General features: G+C 36.1%; 16 protein-coding genes. 12 read left to right on the forward strand and 4 right to left on the reverse strand.

The features are described 5' to 3' along the window. The first annotated feature begins 45 nt into the window (after positions 1 to 45). Positions 46 to 930 (forward strand): class I SAM-dependent methyltransferase, encoded by an 885-nt coding sequence (locus BBS29_RS04095; protein ID WP_068129286.1) that lies wholly within the window; start codon positions 46 to 48, stop codon positions 928 to 930. Positions 931 to 996: 66 nt separating this feature from the next. Continuing rightward, a complete protein-coding gene (locus tag BBS29_RS04100) occupies positions 997 to 2,412 on the forward strand; it encodes an aldehyde dehydrogenase family protein (protein ID WP_068129287.1) in 1,416 nt (471 codons plus the stop codon). A gap of 51 nt (positions 2,413 to 2,463) precedes the next feature. Here BBS29_RS04100 and BBS29_RS04105 read toward each other — a convergent pair whose 3' ends face one another. Next, complete coding sequence (locus BBS29_RS04105; protein WP_068129290.1) at positions 2,464 to 2,964, reverse strand: universal stress protein; 501 nt, start codon at positions 2,962 to 2,964, stop codon at positions 2,464 to 2,466. Positions 2,965 to 3,163: 199 nt separating this feature from the next. Here BBS29_RS04105 and ald point away from each other — a divergent pair, with 199 nt between their 5' ends. Continuing rightward, positions 3,164 to 4,276, forward strand: a complete 1,113-nt coding sequence (ald, locus tag BBS29_RS04110) for an alanine dehydrogenase (RefSeq protein ID WP_040928732.1) — start codon at positions 3,164 to 3,166, stop codon at positions 4,274 to 4,276. Here the strand turns inward: ald and BBS29_RS04115 are convergent. Next, positions 4,268 to 4,837, reverse strand: coding sequence for a hypothetical protein (locus tag BBS29_RS04115; RefSeq protein ID WP_068129291.1), 570 nt, complete (start codon positions 4,835 to 4,837; stop codon positions 4,268 to 4,270). The genes ald and BBS29_RS04115 overlap by 9 nt on opposite strands. Before the next feature lie 89 nt (positions 4,838 to 4,926). Here BBS29_RS04115 and BBS29_RS04120 point away from each other — a divergent pair, with 89 nt between their 5' ends. Then, a complete protein-coding gene (locus tag BBS29_RS04120) occupies positions 4,927 to 5,616 on the forward strand; it encodes a metal-dependent hydrolase (RefSeq protein ID WP_068129293.1) in 690 nt (229 codons plus the stop codon). A gap of 407 nt (positions 5,617 to 6,023) precedes the next feature. Here the strand turns inward: BBS29_RS04120 and BBS29_RS04125 are convergent, their stop codons facing one another. After that, the gene (locus BBS29_RS04125; protein WP_068129295.1) at positions 6,024 to 6,710 is read right to left on the reverse strand and encodes a phosphoribosylaminoimidazolesuccinocarboxamide synthase; all 687 of its coding nucleotides are present in this window, start codon (positions 6,708 to 6,710) and stop codon (positions 6,024 to 6,026) included. Between the two features lie 113 nt (positions 6,711 to 6,823). Next, complete coding sequence (locus BBS29_RS04130) at positions 6,824 to 7,162, reverse strand: YtpI family protein (RefSeq protein ID WP_068129297.1); 339 nt, start codon at positions 7,160 to 7,162, stop codon at positions 6,824 to 6,826. A 72-nt stretch (positions 7,163 to 7,234) separates the two neighbouring features. Here BBS29_RS04130 and BBS29_RS04135 point away from each other — a divergent pair, with 72 nt between their 5' ends. The 8 genes from BBS29_RS04135 (at position 7,235) to BBS29_RS04170 (ending at position 17,151) form a co-directional block, all read left to right on the forward strand. Then, entirely contained in the window at positions 7,235 to 8,194 is a 960-nt protein-coding gene (locus BBS29_RS04135; protein WP_068129298.1) for a DHH family phosphoesterase, read from the forward strand. An 18-nt stretch (positions 8,195 to 8,212) separates the two neighbouring features. Further along, positions 8,213 to 11,356, forward strand: a complete 3,144-nt coding sequence (locus BBS29_RS04140) for a DNA polymerase III subunit alpha (protein ID WP_068129301.1) — start codon at positions 8,213 to 8,215, stop codon at positions 11,354 to 11,356. Between the two features lie 65 nt (positions 11,357 to 11,421). Then, on the forward strand, positions 11,422 to 11,832 hold the full coding sequence (locus BBS29_RS04145; protein ID WP_068129303.1) for a FadR/GntR family transcriptional regulator: 411 nt from the start codon (positions 11,422 to 11,424) through the stop codon (positions 11,830 to 11,832). Between the two features lie 20 nt (positions 11,833 to 11,852). Next, on the forward strand, positions 11,853 to 12,695 hold the full coding sequence (gene accD / locus BBS29_RS04150) for an acetyl-CoA carboxylase, carboxyltransferase subunit beta (protein WP_040928723.1): 843 nt from the start codon (positions 11,853 to 11,855) through the stop codon (positions 12,693 to 12,695). A 10-nt stretch (positions 12,696 to 12,705) separates the two neighbouring features. After that, positions 12,706 to 13,650: an acetyl-CoA carboxylase carboxyltransferase subunit alpha gene (locus BBS29_RS04155; protein WP_068129304.1), complete on the forward strand. Its 945-nt coding sequence runs from the start codon at positions 12,706 to 12,708 to the stop codon at positions 13,648 to 13,650. A gap of 75 nt (positions 13,651 to 13,725) precedes the next feature. Beyond that, complete coding sequence (pfkA, locus tag BBS29_RS04160; protein ID WP_068129306.1) at positions 13,726 to 14,685, forward strand: 6-phosphofructokinase; 960 nt, start codon at positions 13,726 to 13,728, stop codon at positions 14,683 to 14,685. Positions 14,686 to 14,694: 9 nt separating this feature from the next. Continuing rightward, entirely contained in the window at positions 14,695 to 16,455 is a 1,761-nt protein-coding gene (gene pyk / locus BBS29_RS04165) for a pyruvate kinase (RefSeq protein WP_068129308.1), read from the forward strand. A 15-nt stretch (positions 16,456 to 16,470) separates the two neighbouring features. After that, positions 16,471 to 17,151, forward strand: a complete 681-nt coding sequence (locus BBS29_RS04170) for a hypothetical protein (RefSeq protein ID WP_068129311.1) — start codon at positions 16,471 to 16,473, stop codon at positions 17,149 to 17,151. The last annotated feature ends 235 nt before the right edge of the window (positions 17,152 to 17,386 follow it).

Consider the following 17,386-nt stretch of genomic DNA (forward strand, 5'->3'; position numbering starts at 1 on the left):
TATTCGAAAGAATAGTCCTTATTTTTTTTAGAGGTGAACTTTTTAATGGAACTCAGTAATTTAGAAAAAATATACGAAGCATTAGTAAATAAAACAGATGATATTCATGAACATACTGGCTTATCGCGAATAGAATCATTGTCTCAAGCATTATTAGAAGTAGACGTAACAGGTACAAAAATAGAGAAGCGAAAAGCATTTCAGTTTGCTTATTTAAAGCAGTTAAAAGAAGAGCAAGTACAACCGAACCATCAACTGACTCCAGACGTCATCGGGTACACAATCGGGTATATCGGTAACGTACTAAATGAAAATAGTAGCGGTTCGGTGTTAGATGTCGGGAGTGGATCTGGCCATTTATCGATGACGTTAAGTGAGTTAAATTCAGAATTACAGTTAAACGGTGTCGAAATCGATCCAACGCTCGCTGAGTTAAATGCAAATCTATGTGAGTTTTTAGAGACACATATGAAGATATATCCACAAAATATTATCGAACAAAACTTTATCGAGCCAGTTGATTTAGTCGTTGGAGATTTACCCGTCGGTTTTTATCCGGTAGAGGTTGAAGGGTATACGACAGCGTTTAAAGAAGGTAAAAGCTTTGCGCATCTTTTAATGATTGAAGCGGGGATGAATAAAGCAAAAGAAGACGGAATCGGTATTTTTACAGTACCTTCTAACATCCTAACCGAAAATCAAGAAACGTTTAAAACGTATATAAAAGAAGATGTGACGTTACTCATGTTCTTAAACTTACCGAAGACTATTTTTAAAGACGAAAAAAGTCAAAAGTCGTTAATCGTTCTGAAAAAAGGGCACGTGGCATTAAATAATAAAGATGTTTTAATCGGAGATATCCCTGATTTTAAAAACAAAGACAGTATGAAACAATTTTTATCAACAGTTGAAGCGTGGCATGAAAAATAATCAGATGTTTGTTTAAATGACTAAACGGATAGAATAGTAATACAAACCTTAAGGAGGGTTTATGAAATGAAATACGACAAAATATATATTGACGGCGAGTGGGTCAAACCATCAACGTCTGACGTGATTGAAGTTGAGAATCCAGCGACAGAAGAAATTTTTACAACGGTTGCTAAAGCAAATAGTGAAGACGTCGATAAAGCAGTCGAAGCAGCAGCACGTGCATTTAAAAGCTTCAATGAAACGTCTTATGAAGAGCGTCAAAAATACGTTGAAGAAATTTTAAACGGTATTAAAGAGAGACAAGAAGATTTTGAGAAAGTCATTCGACAAGAATTAGGAAGTTCATATAACTACACGAAATCAGCTCAGGTGGAACAAGTAATCAAAGAGATGACACTCGCACTTGAAAACGCGGATAAAGTAAAATTCACAGAACATCATGAAGGATTTGATCTAGTACGTGAAGGTGTAGGTGTTGTAGCAGCAGTAACACCATGGAACTTCCCACTGAATCAGATTCAAAGAAAACTCACATGTCTTTTACTCGCTGGTGCCACAGTCGTACTAAAACCGAGTACGAAAACTCCAGTTTCAGCATTTTTACTTGCTGAAGTGATAGATAAAACAAGCCTTCCAAAAGGTGTATTTAATATCGTCCCTGGGTCTGGTAGTGAAGTTGGAGATGCGTTAACTGGACATGAAAAAGTTGATATGATTTCATTTACTGGATCTACTAAAGTAGGTCGAGGCATTTATGAACAAGCAAAAAGTAATATTAAAAACATACACTTAGAACTCGGAGGAAAATCACCGAACATTTTACTTCTTAAAGGTGATGCTAAAAGAGCAGTAAAACAATCGATGGACGCGATTATTAACAACGCAGGACAAGCGTGTTCAGCACTTACGCGTTTAATCGTCCCAGAATCTCGACTCGAAGAAGTTGAAGGATACGTTAAACAATATGTCGAAGAAAACGTACGTGTTGGAAATCCTGAAGATGAAAACAATACGATTGGACCAGTCGTCTCTAAAGAAGCCCAAGACCGCGTGTATGACTATATCGAAAGCGGTAAACAAGAAGCGACGTTACTAATCGGTGGCGGTAGAGTAGAAAGTGAAGACAAAGGATATTACGTTGAACCGACGGTATTTACGAAAGTCGATAACAAGACTAAAATCGCCCAAGAAGAAATATTTGGACCAGTTTTATCGATTATCACTTATAACGATGTCGATGAAGCGATAGAAATCGCAAATGATACGACGTACGGGTTATATGGTGCAGTATTTGGTGAAAATGACGAAGAAGCATATGACGTTGCCAAAAAATTACGCACAGGTAGTATCGTTATAAACGGTGCAGCAAGAAATCCAGCCGCACCATTCGGTGGTTATAAACAGTCTGGTATCGGTAAAGAAATCGGTTGGATCGGTATCGAAGAATATACAGAAACAAAAGTGTTATTTAAGGAGTAATATAAAAATAAGCCTCTACTTTTTAAAAAGTAGAGGCTATTTTCATGGGAATTAATTTACTTCATTTTGAACGAGCTCATCTGTTGCGACTGTCGGTTCAAAATCTTCAGGTAAAGTTTCAGTTCTTACAACTAATACATCACATGGTGCATGACGTACAATAGCTTCAGAGACCGATCCAATAATGAATCGTTCAACTGCGTTTAAACCTGTAGAACCAACGACAACTAAGTCTGCATTTGTGTCTTTAACAATTTTTTTAGGAATCACTGATTTCGGTGAACCGTATTCTACGAGTGTAACGACATCTAATACACCGTCAGCCAGTGCTTTTTCTTTATAGCCTTGTAAAAGCTTATCTGCAAAGTTTTTAGCACGTGCTGAAATCGTACGATCATACGCTTCAACTGATGCGTAACTTCTCGTATCAATAACGTTTGCGACGATTAAACGTGCGTCCGTTTTCTTAGCTAAGTTAACAGCTTTTTCAAATGCCCACTCTGCTTCGTGTGATCCATCGACTGCGATTAAAATGTTTTTGTAATCTAACATGTCATTTCCTCCTTAACTTTCAGTACATTATACCCTTTAGCGACTAAAAATAATCAAATAGTAATTAAAATTTGCTAACTTGTACTGTTAATTTTATTTTACCAAATTTTGTATGATAACGATAACATTTTTATGAATGAGTATGTTAATATAAAATAAAGAAAGAGTTTTCATAACAAAAGAAAAGGGGTTATACTTCATGATTATTGGTGTACCTAAGGAAATTAAAAACAACGAAAACCGTGTTGGGCTTACGCCGGATGCAGCATATGCATTTGTCCAAGCAGGACACGAAGTGCGTATTGAATCTGATGCTGGTGTTGGTTCTTTCTTCACTAATGAAGAGTATGTAGAAAAAGGAGCAACAATTGTTTCATCAGCAAAAGAAGCATGGGACGTTGATATGGTCGTTAAAGTTAAAGAACCACTTAAAGAAGAGTTCGATTTCTTTAAAGAAGACCAAATTATCTTTACGTACTTCCACTTAGCACCAGAGGTCGACTTAACGAAAGCCTTAATTGATAAAAAGGTTACAGCGATTGCTTATGAAACAATCGTCGACAGATTTGGTGGATTACCACTATTACAACCGATGAGTGAAGTTGCTGGACGTATGGCAACTCAAGTGGCGGTAGAAAATTTATCAGCAATTAAAGGTGGACGTGGTATTTTACTTGCAGGTGTACCTGGAGTAGACCGTGGTAAAGTTACGATAATCGGTGGAGGTAACGCAGGTACAAACGCAGCGAAAATTGCGGTTGGACTCGGTGCGAGAGTTACAATTTTAGATTTAAACCCACATCGTTTAAGAGAGTTAGATGAGTTATTTGGTGATTCAGTGCAGACGTTAATGTCTACACCGATGAACATTAAAAAAGAAGTTGAGTCGAGTGACGTCGTCATTGGTTCAGTGTTAATTCCAGGTGCAAAAGCTCCTGTATTAGTGACTGAAGAAATGATTAAAAACATGGGTGACGGTTCAGTCGTTGTTGACATCGCAATCGACCAAGGCGGTAACTTTGAAACATCTGACCGCATTACAACTCACGACGACCCAACGTACGTGAAACACGGTGTAATTCACTACACAGTTGCGAACATGCCAGGTGCAGTACCTAGAACGTCAACAATCGCATTAACAAACGCTACGTTACAATACGGTCTTCAAATCGCAAACTTAGGTGCTGAAGAAGCGGCAAAACGTAACGCAGGACTTAAAGAAGGCTTCAACGTGTATAAAGGTCACGTGACTTATAAAGCTGTTGCAGAAGCACAAGATTTAGAATACGTTGAAATTGATTCATTAATCTAATATACAGACTGTTTGAAAAGGGATGAGTGATTGTAGCTCATCTCTTTTTTCTACGGATTCAACGACTGGGATAATTTCAATACGCTTTCTCGCAAATGACTTTAGTTTTGCGAGCGGCTTTAATTCGTTATAGTTTTTAAAATCTATATTTCTCACATCATACATGACTGCAGTTGCGTTATGCTGAATGGCTAACTCTAAATTTTTAGACTGTAAAAAGTATGGGATATTGGAAAACGACGGGCCGATAATTAGGTGTTTATCCTTAACCATCGTTGACAGTTCTCTTAAAAAGTTACTGTCTAATTCATTCTTGACGATACATTGATCCGTCACGTAACCATCGATGCTATCCGTTTCTTTTATCGTTTCATAATGAATGTTTTGAATAATAAAAGGATCTAATTCATTTAAATAGTTGAGTGAAATTAGAACAGTCGAATTTTGATGCATCATTTTATACATCTTTGCAACGAGTGGATTAGATTCTAATTGGTGATTTGTAAAAAATACGAAGTCCTCAGATTCAGTCAATGAATTAACTTTAAAAATAGTAGTCATAACAACACCTCTAACATAATATAGCACATCTATATGGTTAATCTTTTAAAAAATCGGTTATAAATACAGTATATAAAGGAGGAAATATAATGACAAAAGTAACGTATCACGGACATTCAGTCGTTCAGTTTGAACACGATGGAGTAAAAGGGATTTTCGATCCTTTCATAACTGGAAATGAATTAACAGATTTAAAAGTTGAAGACGTAAAGGTAGATTATATTTTACTCACTCATGCACATAATGACCACGTTGGAGACACGGTTGAAATTGCTAAAAACAACGATGCAACAGTTATTGCGCCAGTTGAATTAGCGGGATATTTAGAAACTCAAGGATTAAACACGGTAGGCATGAACATCGGAGGAGAGAAGTCGTTTGATAGTATCAAAGTAAAATTCGTGCAAGCATTCCATTCATCAAGCTATACAGACGATGACGGAAACGTTCATTACGGCGGAATGCCTACAGGAATCATTTTAACTCTTGGCGATAAAAAGATATATCATGTAGGGGATACAGCAATCTTTAGTGATTTAAAACTCATCAATACATTAAATGGTGAGATCGATGTTGCATTCGTACCAATCGGTGACTACTTTACAATGGGAATTAGCGACGCGATTCACGCAACAGACGAATTAATTCAGCCACGTGTTGTAGTGCCTGTACATTACAATACATTCCCACCAATTGAACAAGATCCGGAAAACTTTAAACAAGCGCTCAAAACAGAGTGCCAGATTTTAAAGCCAGGTGAAGCGGTGACATTTAAATAATCTCGAGGTGAGGTTAAGGTCGGGTGGACTTTGTGTTTTTTCATCTTAATTAACAAAAATTAGTCATGTAGGTGAAAATTTGTTAAATATATTAGGATAATTAACAAAAATCGGTTGTGGCGGGCAAAATTTGTTAGATAAAAAATTATATTTAACAAAAATGGGGCGTTGAGTCTGAAATTTGTTAAATATATCCGGATATCTAACAAAATCAGGAAATTTTTGTTAAATATATTTGGCGGAAGTAGTACTTTCATTCTTAAGAAGAATAAATACACAAAAAGACCGGCTTTTTAACACGAAACACCACAGCAATAGTTTTTTTAAAAACAAGATAAAACACCCCATCACCGAGGTGAATTGTCAGATCACGTCGCTGGTTAGGGGTGTTTTTATTGTGAATTAAATTAATTAAATAAAATCTTACCGATATCAAGTGGGTGGATATTTTCGTCGCCTTTATAAACGCGCATGTTTCCACCAGAGATTTCGTCGATTAATAAGATGTCGCCTGTTTCTTTATCTCTACCGAATTCGAGTTTAATGTCGTAGAGTTCTAAGTCTTTTTTGAGTAGCTCGTATTTAATGATGTCACAAATTTGCATCGTGAGTGATTCGATTTCGTCGTACTCTTCGTTTGTGAGGAGTCCTAATATATCGAGCGTTTCTTTTGATGCGACTGGATCTTGTCGTTCATCGTCTTTTAACGTAAATTCTACGACAGGTGATTTTAATACTGTGCCGTTTTCAATGTATTTACCATAGCGTCTGTAGTAACTACCAACCGCAACGTATCGGCAGATGACTTCTAATCCATCTCCGAAGTTTTCGATTTCATTTACGCGCATTTCTTTTTTATCTAAGTCGCTTGAAATGTAGTGTGTTGGGATATTTTTATCTTTTAAAATGTTAAAGAAGTGAGATGTCATTTCTAATCCAGCACGACCTGAACCTTCTACAGTCAGACCAACTTGGTTTTCACCTGGATCAAACACTCCGTCTTTACCTGTCATATCATCTTTAAAATAGAGGACGATATCTCCGTTCGTATCTTTAAATACATCTTTCGTTTTACCAGTATAAATACGTTCCATAACAAACTCCTTACAAATCAGTGATATATTAATCATATAAAAAAATTACGCTATTGTCATTTTAAAATTTAAAAAAACCACCTAACTTTTTGTTAGATGGTTTCTACATAATCTTATTGTTTATTGAGTTTGTCGTATGCTTCATCTTCAATCGGTAAGTTTGATTTAAAGTATTTACGTGCTTTGTTAAAGTGTGTCACGTTAATAATTCCTAAAGCGATAAAAATACCACCGATTATATATGTCACAACCGTATTAAACTGAACGATTGAGTTTGTACCGAAGATGATTAAAAACACGCCAAACCATAATCTAGCCATCGCGTTATAGTAAGCTTTTCTCACGTCACGTTTCGTACGAATTTGACGTACTTTGTAGATGAAGAACATTAAGAAACTTACGATTAGCGCTGTGACTAATGTAGTAATTAACAATTGAAAACCAGTGCTCATTATTACAACTCCATTCTACTGTAGTATAATTGCTTAAAGGGAATATCACAACTATTAATGAGGTGTTTTTATATGTTTAAAAAATTTTTAAATCAATTATCATCACTAAATCAATATAAAAATGAAGCGTTTCAAAAAATTGAATCCGCAAATTCGATTGTGATTTTACGACATATTCGTCCAGATCCAGATGCTTTAGGATCTCAACTCGCTTTAAAAAAGTTTTTACTCAATAAGTTTCCAGAGAAAAAAGTACGCGCTCTCGGAAGTACTGAAGAGAACTTAGAATTTATGGGTGAACTTGACCATGGCGAAATTACTAACGAAGATCTCGTTATTATTTTAGACACGGCTAACGTCGAAAGAATCGACTACGACGGAGATTATAGAAATGGTCAGTACGTTATTAAAATCGACCACCATCCAAATGTCGAGCCATACGGAGATGTTAATATCGTAGAAACATCTGTGTCTTCAACGTGTGAACTGTTATATATGTTTTTATCGTTATTTGATAGTGACGCTATTAATGAGGACGTTAAGTCACTCGCGTATTTAGGAATTGTCGGAGACACTGGTCGATTTTTATATAATTCACATGAAACGACTTATGACGTCATGAGTGACATTTCTAAAGGGGGTTTAGACACGAATAGTCTATTACTAGAACTGTACAAAAAATCGTTAGAAGACTTTAAATTTACTGGGTTTTTAATCAGCAACTTTAACTTAACAGATAGAGGTGTACTCAGTGTCTTTGTGTCGATTGAAGACCGTGAAAAGTACGGGGTAGATGAGGCGAATGCTGCGTTACAAGTGAATGTGTTTAGAGAAGTTGAAGAAGTTAAAGTTTGGTTTATGGCACTTGAAACAGAAAATGATATCCGTGTACGTCTACGTTCTAAAGATGTGCCGATTAATGACGTTGCGCAACATTTTGGTGGTGGCGGACACAAACACGCAAGTGGCGTTCGTTTCAGAAGAAGAGAAGATTTACAGCTGTTAATTGAAAAGTTAGAAGAAAAATTATAAGAGGCGGAGTGAATACGAATGATCAATTTAAATGTGCATAGTAGCTATGAATTTTTAAATAGTAATATTCAAATTGATCGCCTTATAAATATTTTAAAAGAAGACGACCAGTGTTCTGTTGCGATTACGGACTTCAATAGTATGCACGGTGCATATGAGTTTTTACAAAAAGCACAGACAAATGATATAAAACCTATCGTTGGACTAGAGATTAGTATAGAAGATGATTTTAAGACGAGCGATATTGTGTTGTATGCAAAAAGTTTAAAAGGTTTTTATTTTCTATCTAAACTATCTTCTAGAATTAGTTATAAAAAAACTGAAGTCATTCCATTATCATTTCTAAGCGATATTACAGACTGTATTGCGGTTCTTAAAAATGATGAAGGACTTAACATCTTTGAATATATAAACATCCCTGACGAGGATAAGTATACTGCGCATACTGTTAATAGTACGTATAAAAAAGCCTACATTCGTCCGAGTTACTACTATAAAAAAAGTGATGCTGCAGTCGTTAACGTATTAAATGCTATTAAAGAGAACGAAAAAATAGACTTACAATATTTAAACGAAACAGACGGTGACGACTTTATTAAACTACAAGCGGATATCGTTAAATATAGTGATTATTTAGAAACGAACAAAGAAATCGTCGATAAATGTGACGTCTATCTGCCGAAAGTGGAATATACACTACCGAAGTTTACAGAAGGGTCAAGTGAAGAGTTATTAAAAGAAGAATTAAAAGATGCGGTAAAACGTAAAATAGGACATATGACAGACGCATACCGTGACCGACTAAATAAAGAATATACAACAATCGTCAACATGGGATTTGCAGATTATTTTTTAATCGTTTCAGATCTCGTCAGATATTGTAAAAACAATGAAATTTATGTCGGTCCAGGTCGTGGGTCATCTGGAGCGAGTTTAGTCGCGTATTTACTTGATATTACTGACATTGATCCGATCGAGTACGATTTACTATTTGAACGATTTTTAAACGAAGAGCGTGTCACGATGCCAGATATCGATATAGACTTTGCATCTGTCGATCGTCCGAAAGTAATCGATTATTTACAGCAAAAATACGGCGAAATGCACGTTGCGAACATTTTAACTTATAACAATATGACAGCTAAAAGTGCTGCGCGTGAAGTGGGCCGTATATTTAGCTTTAATGACAGTGAACTAAAAGAAATTTCAAACATTATCGATGAAAATAATGTTGACCTTGAACAAGCATTTAACTCTGAAAGATTTAACAACTTAATTGAAACAAATGTTAAATATAAGCTGTTAAAAAAATACGCATTAAAAATAGAAAACTTACCACGAAACACTTCAATTCATGCTAGTGGGGTACTGCTTGGTAGAAATCCTTTAAACGAAGAAATACCAATCATGTTTAATGAAACAGGTGTCATAAGTCAGTGGCCGATGGAAGACTGTGAAAAGGTTGGGCTTTTAAAAATCGACGTCTTAAGTTTACAGACGCTGTCGTTAATTCGCTATATGAGTACTCGTATCAAAACACGTAATCACGATTTTGACGTAAATAAAATACCTTTAGACGATAAAAAAACATTTCGACTATTATCTGCTGGAATGACAGCTGGTATATTCCAATTAGAATCTGATGGAATTACGAAAGTAATCGAACGTTACAAACCGAATAGTTTACTCGATCTTGCGCTCGTTCTTGCGATGTACAGACCAGGTCCGATGAAACAAATCGACCATATCATCGACATTAAACATTCTTCAAAAAAAGTCATTTATCCGCATGATGATTTAAAAGAAATTTTAAAAGATACGTACGGAGTCATGATATTTCAGGAACAAATTATGCAGACGACTCGAAAAATTGCAGGGTTTAGTTTGCAAGAAGCGGATATTACACGACGCGCGATGGCGAAAAAGAACCGCGACGAGTTAATGCGTGAAAAAAGTAAGTTCATTGAAGGCGCTGAGAGGAATCACTATAGCCGTGAAGTGAGTGAACACTTATTTGATTTAATTTTAAAATTCGCTGATTACGGTTTTCCAAAAAGTCACGCGCTCGTCTATGCGTTAATTACGTACAGAATGGCGTATATAAAAGCACATTTCCCGGAAGAGTTTTATGCGGTCATGCTGCTTGACCATAAGACGAAAGAAGAAAAACTTACAAATACGTTACGTGAGTTAAAACGATTAAAGGTTCATATAAAACGACCAAGTATTCATGAGTCGTTTTATAACAATGCGAGCAAAGACGGATTACGTCTCGGATTTTCGATGATTAAATATATAACGAAAGATATCTCAAATGCAATTGTTGAAGCAAGAAAAGAGAAACAGTTTGAAGACGTGTACGATTTTGTATCACGTATGAATCAGTTAGGTATAAGAATAAACGAAAGACAACTTCGCGCTTTAATTCTTTCAGGTGCGTTCGATGACTTTAATCGCTCGAGAAAGTCGTTATTACAACAATCTAAAAAAGCATTAGATTCCATTAAAGATGGCGTAGACCAAATTAATTTACTCGACATGGTGCTCGGTTTAACAATAATTCGCCCTGAAGATGAAGACGTCGAAGAAATGGCCCAACAAGAACTCATCGATGGAGAAATCGAAATGCTTGGATTTAATATTTCAGAGCATCCAATCATTACAAAACATAATGATGTTCAATATATTCCGTTTTCATTACTCGATCATAAGTCTAATAAACAACGAGGTATTTTTCTCGTTTCTATACTTAGTGTGAGACAAATAAGAACGAAGAAAAATGACGACATGGCTTACGTATCAATCACAGACGGGCATACTGAAATGGATGCGGTACTTTTCCCGAAAGACTATATGATCAACTTATCAAAACTTCAACAAGATATACTCGTAATCGACGGTCGGATGGATGAGTACAGAGGTAAAAAACAATTAATCATCTCTAGGGTTTATATTGTGGATGATTTTATAAGAAATTATATTAAAGATACGAAGTATGTCTATGTAAGGAATTACGAAGATACGCAGTTTAAAAAGCTGTTGTCATCGGAAGGAATTCCAGTTTTTGATATGGAACAAACGAAACTTGGACACATGCAACATAACAATTTAAATCGACTTATTAATCTGTTAGGAAAAGAAAATGTACGTTTTATGAAATGAAAATTGCTTGAAAATTTAAATCATGTTATTATCAGTGGTACGACCACTGAAATGGCAGGTATAAAATGAACCAGAAAACTAGATTTGAATATATTTTAACTGAACTAGAAAAAATCATTCGTGAGACGAATATTCAACCTGGAGACCGACTTCCAAGTGAACGATATTTAAAAGAAGAGCTAAACGTTTCGCGTCAAAGTGTACGTGAAGCTTTAAGAGCGTTAGAAATGTTAGGTGTCGTTCACGTGAAAATTGGAGAAGGTACATATCTCGCTGATTTTAAAGAACATCGATTATTTGATATCATCGGACGATTTTTAATTAAAACGGATGCACAACGTGATGAGTTAATGGAAATCAACGAATTATTCGAACGATATATCGATGAAAAATATGACGGCAAAAAAACGGTTGAAGAATCGGATAATTTAATATTATCTACAATTTATACGATCATTAAAAAATATACAGATTAACAAAATGTCGAGGGGAAATTATGTTAAAAGACTTATTTTATAAACTTAACAAAAAAGTAAACGAACCGACCAAAAAAGGAACATATAAAGATTCAGAACCAGTAATGACAAAATGTCCACAGTGTAAAAGCTTACTCTATACAAAAGAGTTAGTAAGTAATGTCCACGTGTGTCCAAAATGTGAATATCATTTCCCAATCACTAGTGACGAGCGTCTCGACGCATTATTCGATAAAAATAGTAAAAAGTTATTATTCACAAATATTACGTCGAAAAACCCATTAAACTTCCCGAATTACGTGTCAAAATTAGAAAACGATAAACGTCGAACAGGGCTCAATGAAGCGCTTCGTGTTGCACATGGAGAAATTGACGGACACGAAGTCGTGATCGCTGTGATGGATACACGCGTCCGCATGGGTAGTATGGGAAGTGCGGTTGGTGAAATGCTCGCACAAGCATTTAACTATGCAACGGACCATCGTTTACCCGTCATCGTGTTCACAGCAAGTGGTGGAGCGAGAATGCAAGAAGGTATTTTATCGTTAATGCAGATGGCAAAAGTATCTGTAGCGATAGAGCGCCATTCTAGTCACGGGCTATTATATGTCGCATATATGACGCATCCAACAACAGGTGGAGTCAGTGCGTCTTTTGCATCTGTCGGTGATATTAACTTAGCGGAAAGCGGTGCGTTAATTGGATTTGCTGGGCGCCGAGTAATTGAAGAGACGATCAAAGAGAAATTGCCGAAAGATTTCCAAACGGCAGAGTTTTTAATCGAACACGGTCAACTCGACAAAGTGGTAGACCGAACGGAAATGAGATCTGTATTAGCTCAAATATTAAGGTTGCATAGTTAGGGGTGAGTGTATGTCTGAAACGAGAAGAGATACTGTACAAGATTTAAAAGACAGAATCGAAGAGTTAAAAGGTTATGAAGAAAAAAACAATATCGATTTATCAAAAGAAATCGATGCACTAAACGATAAAATTAAGATGATGACACGCACACTAACACCTTGGCAGCAAGTAGAGCTTGCTAGAAAGTTAGAGCGTCCAACGACGTTAGAATACATCGAAGCAATTTGCGATGAATTTATCGAGTTTGCTGGAGACCGTGCGTATGGAGATGACCGTGCAATTATCGGTGGTGTCGCAAGCATTAACGGCACACCAGTGACTGTTATCGGTCACCAACGCGGGATGTCGACAAGAGAAAACATTAAACGCAACTTCGGTATGCCACATCCTGAAGGTTACCGTAAAGCACTCAGGTTAATGGAGCAAGCAGAAAAGTTTAAACGTCCAATCGTTACATTTATCGATACGAAAGGTGCGTATCCAGGTAAAGAAGCAGAAGAACGCGGACAAAGTGAAGCGATTGCTAAAAACCTCGTAAAGATGGCTGGATTTAACGTCCCGATCATTTCTATTGTTATCGGTGAAGGTGGATCTGGAGGAGCGCTAGGAATTGGCGTATGTGATCATCTTTATATGCTAGAAAACAGTACGTATTCAGTCATTTCTCCTGAAGGTGCTGCGAGTATTTTATTTAAAGATGCATCGTTAAAAGAAGTAGCAGCAAAATCATTAAAGTTAACAGCTGCAGACCTTTACGAGTTAGGCGTTGCTGATTTTGTAATTGAAGAACCGGAGGGCGGTGCACACGTCGACAAACCGTTCGTATATAAACAAACAAAAGAAGCGATTATAAATGGTCTTGAACAATTAAGTGAAATCGACGATTCATCACGTCTTGATGTACGATTTGAAAAGTATATGGCGATCGGTGATTTTAAAGTTGAAGATAATTAATACAAATTTAACTCTCTTTTAAGTAGAATACTTAGTAAGAGAGTTATTTTTATAAATAGAAAGAAGCGTGTAATTGTGAAACGTATTGCAGTATTAACTAGTGGTGGAGATGCACCTGGCATGAACGCAGCAGTTCGAGCTGTCGTACGTACTAGTATTAATAGAGGGTTACAAGTATTTGGAATCTCCCACGGCTTTTTAGGTTTGATCCGTGGAGATATTAAACGCATGGAATTATCCGACGTCGGTGATATTATTCAGCGTGGTGGAACGGCATTATATTCTGCTCGCTGTAACGAATTTAAAGATGAAGAAATACAGCAAATGGCAGTTAAAATTTTAAAAGAGTTTGAAATAGAAGGACTCGTTGTCATCGGAGGAGACGGGACGTTTAGAGGTGCGTATGCACTTGAAAAACACGGAATTAAAACAATAGCGATTCCAGCAACAATCGATAACGACATTCCGTTTACTGAAAGCTCAATTGGATTTGATTCAGCATTAAACACAGTTGTTGAAGCCGTCGATAGAATAAGAGATACAGCAACGAGCCACGAACGTACATTTATTATTGAAGTTATGGGTAGAGATAGTGGAATGCTCGCATTATATAGCGGCATCGCAAGTGGTGCAGAGTCGGTTTTAATACCAGAAGTACCATATAATATAAACGACGTTGCTACAAAAATTAAACGAGGGATTGAACGTGGGAAAACACATTCGATAATAATCGTTGCAGAAGGGGTTATGTCTGCAGAAAAATGTAGTAAACTATTAAGTGAACAATTAAATATTGAATCACGAATTAGTGTCCTTGGACACATTCAAAGAGGGGGACGACCGTCTTCAAAAGACCGTATACTTGCTTCTAGATTCGGATATGAAGCTGTCAATTTATTACTAGAAGGACAATCTGGACAAATGGTGTACTTAACACAAAACTCAATAAAACATGTCGATTACGATACGGTTTTAAATCATGAAAAGAAAATTGATATATCACTCATTGATATAATTAATGAGTTATCTATTTAGGAGGATATTATGCGTAGAACTAAAATAATTTGTACGATTGGACCAGCATCAGAAAGTGAAGAAACATTAGAAAAATTAATGCACGCTGGTATGAACATCGCGAGACTGAACTTTTCACACGGTGACCATGAAGAGCATTTAAATCGTATTAAGAGGATTCGAAAAGTTTCAAAAAAACTTGAAAAACACATCGGTATTCTACTCGATACAAAAGGTCCTGAGATTAGAACTCACAATATGAAAGACGGTGTTGTTCATCTTGTTAAAAATCAAAAGCTTGCCGTTCATATGAATGAAGTACTCGGAGATTCTGAAAAAATTTCTATTTCTTATAATGGTCTGATTCACGATGTAAAAGTAGGAGACGAGATTTTAATCGATGACGGAATTATTACGTTAAAAATCGATGAGCTTGACTATGATAACGAAGTCATTCATACGACAGTTTTAAATGAAGGCGAAGTAAAAAATAAAAAAGGCGTAAACGTTCCTCAAGTTAAAGTGAACTTACCGTCGATGACTGAAAAAGATGAAAGTGACATTTTATTTGGTATTGAAAACGAAGTAGATTTCATCGCACCGTCATTTATCCGTAAAAAAGATGACGTATTAAAAATTCGTGAACTTCTTGAAGGAAACAACGGTAGCTACATTAAAATCATTCCTAAAATTGAAAACCAAGAAGGTATCGATAATATCGACGAAATTTTACTCGTATCAGACGGTTTAATGGTTGCTCGTGGAGATCTAGGTGTTGAAATCCCGACCGAAGCTGTACCACTTGCACAAAAAGAACTTATTAAAAAATGTAACTTTGCAGGGAAACCAGTCATTACAGCAACACAAATGTTAGATTCAATGCAACATAATCCGCGCTGTACACGTGCAGAAGCTAGTGACGTTGCGAATGCAATTTACGACGGAAGTGACGCAGTCATGTTATCAGGAGAAACTGCAGCTGGTGAATATCCAGTAGAAGCTGTAACGACGATGGCAAACATTGCGACGTCAAGTGAAGCAGCACAAGATTATAAGAAGCTATTATCAGATCGTACGAAAGTCCAAGATACTACAGTAACGACAGCAATTGGAGTTTCCGCAGCACATACTGCGTTAAACTTAAACTGTCGTGCAATTGTTGCGGCAACTGAATCTGGACATACTGCAAAAATGATTTCAAAATATCGTCCACAGTGTGATATTATCGCAGTCACTCCATATGATTATGTCGCTAGACAGCTTGAACTCGTATGGGGCGTTCAACCGATTGTTGCTCCAAAGTTAAGTAATACAGATGAAGTACTCAACGGTTCAGTGCAATCTGTCGTTGAAAAAGGATACGCTAATGAAGGTGATTTAATTATTATCACAGCTGGTGTGCCGACAGGACAAGCTGGAACGACAAACTTAATGAAGTTACACGTCGTTGGAGATACGTTAATCACCGCTCAAGGAATAGGAAAATTAACTGGCTACGGTGAAGTAGTTATGGCGAAATCATATGATGAACTTGCCAAAATCGATACGACAGGGAAAATCGTTTTACTAGAAAAAGTTGATGGTATAATGACACCACACTTAGTGAAAGCGGCAGGGTTAATTACTGTTGAAGGTGGTCTAACAAGTCCTGGAGCAATCGTCGGTTTAAATTTAGAGTTACCGACAATCGTTGGAGCAACAGATGCGTTTGACATATTAAAACCAGGCATGAAAGTAACTGTCGACAGTGAACAGCATGTCGTTTATAGTGGACATGCAGACGTACTGTAATTGAGGAGGATACGAATGAAAAAGCTTGTCATAAGCATTTTTTCAGCAACGTTACTTTTAAGTGCATGTAGTAATAGTAATGATGGTGAAGAAGAAGTAAAAGAAGTTAAACAAGATAAATCTATGACGTCAGAATCGTTAATCGACGAAGTTGTCGCGAACAACCAAGATGTGATTTCTTATGAAGAGCGTGGGACGCTTACGATGAACGATGAAGATGAATTAAACTTTATAGTTACTATTGATAATGATGAAAATGTAAAGTTTGAAGTTGATGCCTCTGACTCGGTCTTTACATTATATGATGTAAATGGTGAAAAGAAAGTTTTAACAAATGGTGAATTTGAAACGAGTGACATTGAACTAAATCCATTAACGTATAGTGAGCTCGTTGAAAAACTTAAAGAATTACCAAAAGGCGATCTTAAGACAGATAAAGATGTTTACGTCATTACTTACGATTTACTGACAATTGAAGATTTATCTATATTTAGTAATGAACTTGCATCTAATTTACAAGATTATGATGTTGAAAATTTATCATTAACACTTCAAGTGAATGCCGACTATAAGGTCGTGCGTGCAGATGTCGAAGGTACCTTAAGTGATGATAAAGAAAATTATGATATTAAATGCTTTGCAACATTTGAAAACATTGGGGAAGTAGAGCAAATAGAAGTACCTAAAGGAGAGTAGTTTATCTACTCTCTTTTTAGTTATAAATTAAACTTATTAAAAAGTATAAGAAACTTAATTTTTAGTTATGATTAAAAATGTTAGTGATTTTAAGTTTTAAGACCGTTCTATATCAATCGTCACAATAGTTTTTGATATAAAATTCACAAATAAGTGTATGAATTAAACGTAAGCACCTATATACAAAGTTTGCTATAATGAAATTAAATAAATCGTTTAAAGATATATGGGGGGT

Origin of the sequence: Nosocomiicoccus ampullae (assembly GCF_001696685.1) — a bacterium.
Taxonomy (GTDB): Bacteria; Bacillota; Bacilli; order Staphylococcales; family Salinicoccaceae; genus Nosocomiicoccus; species Nosocomiicoccus ampullae_A.

Bases quoted from the DNA above. Each gene is read 5' to 3' on its own strand.
- accD (WP_040928723.1), top strand. From the start codon at position 11,853: ATGTTAAAAGACTTATTTTATAAACTTAACAAAAAAGTAAACGAACCG.
- pyk (WP_068129308.1), top strand. From the start codon at position 14,695: ATGCGTAGAACTAAAATAATTTGTACGATTGGACCAGCATCAGAAAGT.
- BBS29_RS04125 (WP_068129295.1), bottom strand. From the start codon at position 6,710: ATGGAACGTATTTATACTGGTAAAACGAAAGATGTATTTAAAGATACG.
- BBS29_RS04115 (WP_068129291.1), bottom strand. From the start codon at position 4,837: ATGACTACTATTTTTAAAGTTAATTCATTGACTGAATCTGAGGACTTC.
- BBS29_RS04145 (WP_068129303.1), top strand. From the start codon at position 11,422: ATGAACCAGAAAACTAGATTTGAATATATTTTAACTGAACTAGAAAAA.
- BBS29_RS04120 (WP_068129293.1), top strand. From the start codon at position 4,927: ATGACAAAAGTAACGTATCACGGACATTCAGTCGTTCAGTTTGAACAC.
- BBS29_RS04095 (WP_068129286.1), top strand. From the start codon at position 46: ATGGAACTCAGTAATTTAGAAAAAATATACGAAGCATTAGTAAATAAA.
- BBS29_RS04155 (WP_068129304.1), top strand. From the start codon at position 12,706: ATGTCTGAAACGAGAAGAGATACTGTACAAGATTTAAAAGACAGAATC.
- BBS29_RS04170 (WP_068129311.1), top strand. From the start codon at position 16,471: ATGAAAAAGCTTGTCATAAGCATTTTTTCAGCAACGTTACTTTTAAGT.
- BBS29_RS04140 (WP_068129301.1), top strand. From the start codon at position 8,213: ATGATCAATTTAAATGTGCATAGTAGCTATGAATTTTTAAATAGTAAT.
- ald (WP_040928732.1), top strand. From the start codon at position 3,164: ATGATTATTGGTGTACCTAAGGAAATTAAAAACAACGAAAACCGTGTT.
- BBS29_RS04100 (WP_068129287.1), top strand. From the start codon at position 997: ATGAAATACGACAAAATATATATTGACGGCGAGTGGGTCAAACCATCA.
- BBS29_RS04105 (WP_068129290.1), bottom strand. From the start codon at position 2,964: ATGTTAGATTACAAAAACATTTTAATCGCAGTCGATGGATCACACGAA.
- BBS29_RS04130 (WP_068129297.1), bottom strand. From the start codon at position 7,162: ATGAGCACTGGTTTTCAATTGTTAATTACTACATTAGTCACAGCGCTA.
- BBS29_RS04135 (WP_068129298.1), top strand. From the start codon at position 7,235: ATGTTTAAAAAATTTTTAAATCAATTATCATCACTAAATCAATATAAA.